We start from the raw sequence: 1,632 nt of genomic DNA on the forward strand, positions 1-1,632 counted from the left end.
ATGCTTTTCTAGATCCATATTCGAATCATTCATCTCTGAATCAAGTTCCATACAGTTTTCAGGTTTAAGAACTTTTTCTCCATCAAAGAAGTACGCATTAAAGAAGTCAACAAAATAGGCATTGTTTTCTAGAAACTCCTTCATCATTTTGTCTTTGATTTTGTTCATATTATTTTTCCTCCTATCTCATATACGAAATAAATTGAGGTTTTTCTAGAAAACTTTCATTTGTTAAGATATTTTTACAATTAAATATAGAATTTATTGCACAAAATATGTATAATAAGCCCATAAAGGGAGTAGCCTGCACATATATGTGTTTACAGCTTCGTCAATACGATATTAAATCCGGACTGTGATGAAATGGCAAGACTTTGGTACATAAGACCAGAGTCTTTTTATTTTATCTGGTCCAGGAGGAAAACATATGAACATAGTTTTATTAGTATTAGGATTTATTCTACTACTAAAAGGAGCCGATTGGTTTGTCGATGGATCAAGCAGTATCGCATCACGCTTTGGCATACCCCAACTGATTATTGGACTTACTATCGTTGCGATGGGAACGAGTCTACCAGAAGCCTTCGTTTCTATTACAGCTGCTTTAAAATCAAATGCAGCCATCACAATTGGAAATGTTGTTGGAAGTAACATTTTAAATGTAGGAATCATTCTTGGCATTACAGCACTCATTCGTCCATTACATATTCAAAATAGTACAATCAAATATGAAATGCCATTTATGATGCTTGTAACACTAGTACTCATTCTACAAGGCATAAACAATACTATTTCACGCTTTGACGGTATTATCTTATGGTTATTCTTCCTTGGTTACTTATACTACATTTTCAGAATGACAAAAAATCAAACCGAAGAAGCAGAAATCAAAAAGACTAATCCTTTATTTATTCCACTCGGACTTGTATGTTTAATGATTGGAAGTAACTTTGCGGTAGATGCAGCCACAAACATAGCCATTTCACTAGGTGTTAGCCAAAGATTTATCGGCCTAACCATTGTTGCCTTAGGAACATCTTTACCTGAACTTGTCACTTCGGTAACGGCCGCCAAAAAAGGCAATGCCGATATTGCGATTGGAAACATCATTGGATCGAATATCTTTAATATCCTATTTGTCGTAGGTTCTAGTGCACTTATTACTCCCGTACCTTTTGAACCTAACTTTATCATCGATTCCTTTGTCGCAATATTGATTGGTCTTGTCCTTTATATTTGCACTAAAAAAACAAGAGTACTCGACAAAAAAGCCGGTATACTCTTGTTGATCACATATTTAATTTACTTTATCTATCTTCTTTAACAAATCCCGAATCTCTTCTAATAAGACAACAGTATCTTCTTTTTTAGGCTCTTCCTGATCAAGTTGATCATTTGTTGTCTTTTTAAAATGCGCCAAAAACTTCAGCATTGCAAAGATGCATGCTGCCACAATCAAGAAATCTACAACATTTTGAATAAAATTGCCATACGTAATTGTAGCTGTGCCTACTTGAATTTTTAAACCCGTAAGTCACATTTAATAAAATGGGATATAGACATCATTAATGTCAAATAGGCTTGTACAATTTACCTGTAAGTGAGGTAATGAAATATGTGTACAGAATTTAA

At 33.8% G+C, this 1,632-nt stretch carries 2 protein-coding genes; one reads left to right on the plus strand and one right to left on the minus strand.

Annotated elements, in window-relative coordinates:
* Nucleotides 1–427 precede the first annotated feature (427 nt).
* Nucleotides 428–1,324, plus strand: coding sequence for a calcium/sodium antiporter (locus ACZQCL_RS09350; RefSeq protein ID WP_337533138.1), 897 nt, complete (start codon nt 428–430; stop codon nt 1,322–1,324).
* On the opposite strand, the gene ACZQCL_RS09355 is transcribed toward ACZQCL_RS09350, so the two are convergent.
* Complete coding sequence (locus ACZQCL_RS09355; protein ID WP_482483004.1) at nt 1,298–1,459, minus strand: hypothetical protein; 162 nt, start codon at nt 1,457–1,459, stop codon at nt 1,298–1,300. The two genes, ACZQCL_RS09350 and ACZQCL_RS09355, sit on opposite strands and share 27 nt — an antisense overlap.
* Nucleotides 1,460–1,632: the final 173 nt, after the last annotated feature.

The organism is Holdemanella sp. (assembly GCF_056804935.1).

What these genes read in the sequence shown, in the direction of transcription:
- ACZQCL_RS09350 (WP_337533138.1), top strand. Translation starts at nt 428, where the DNA reads ATGAACATAGTTTTATTAGTATTAGGATTTATTCTACTACTAAAAGGA.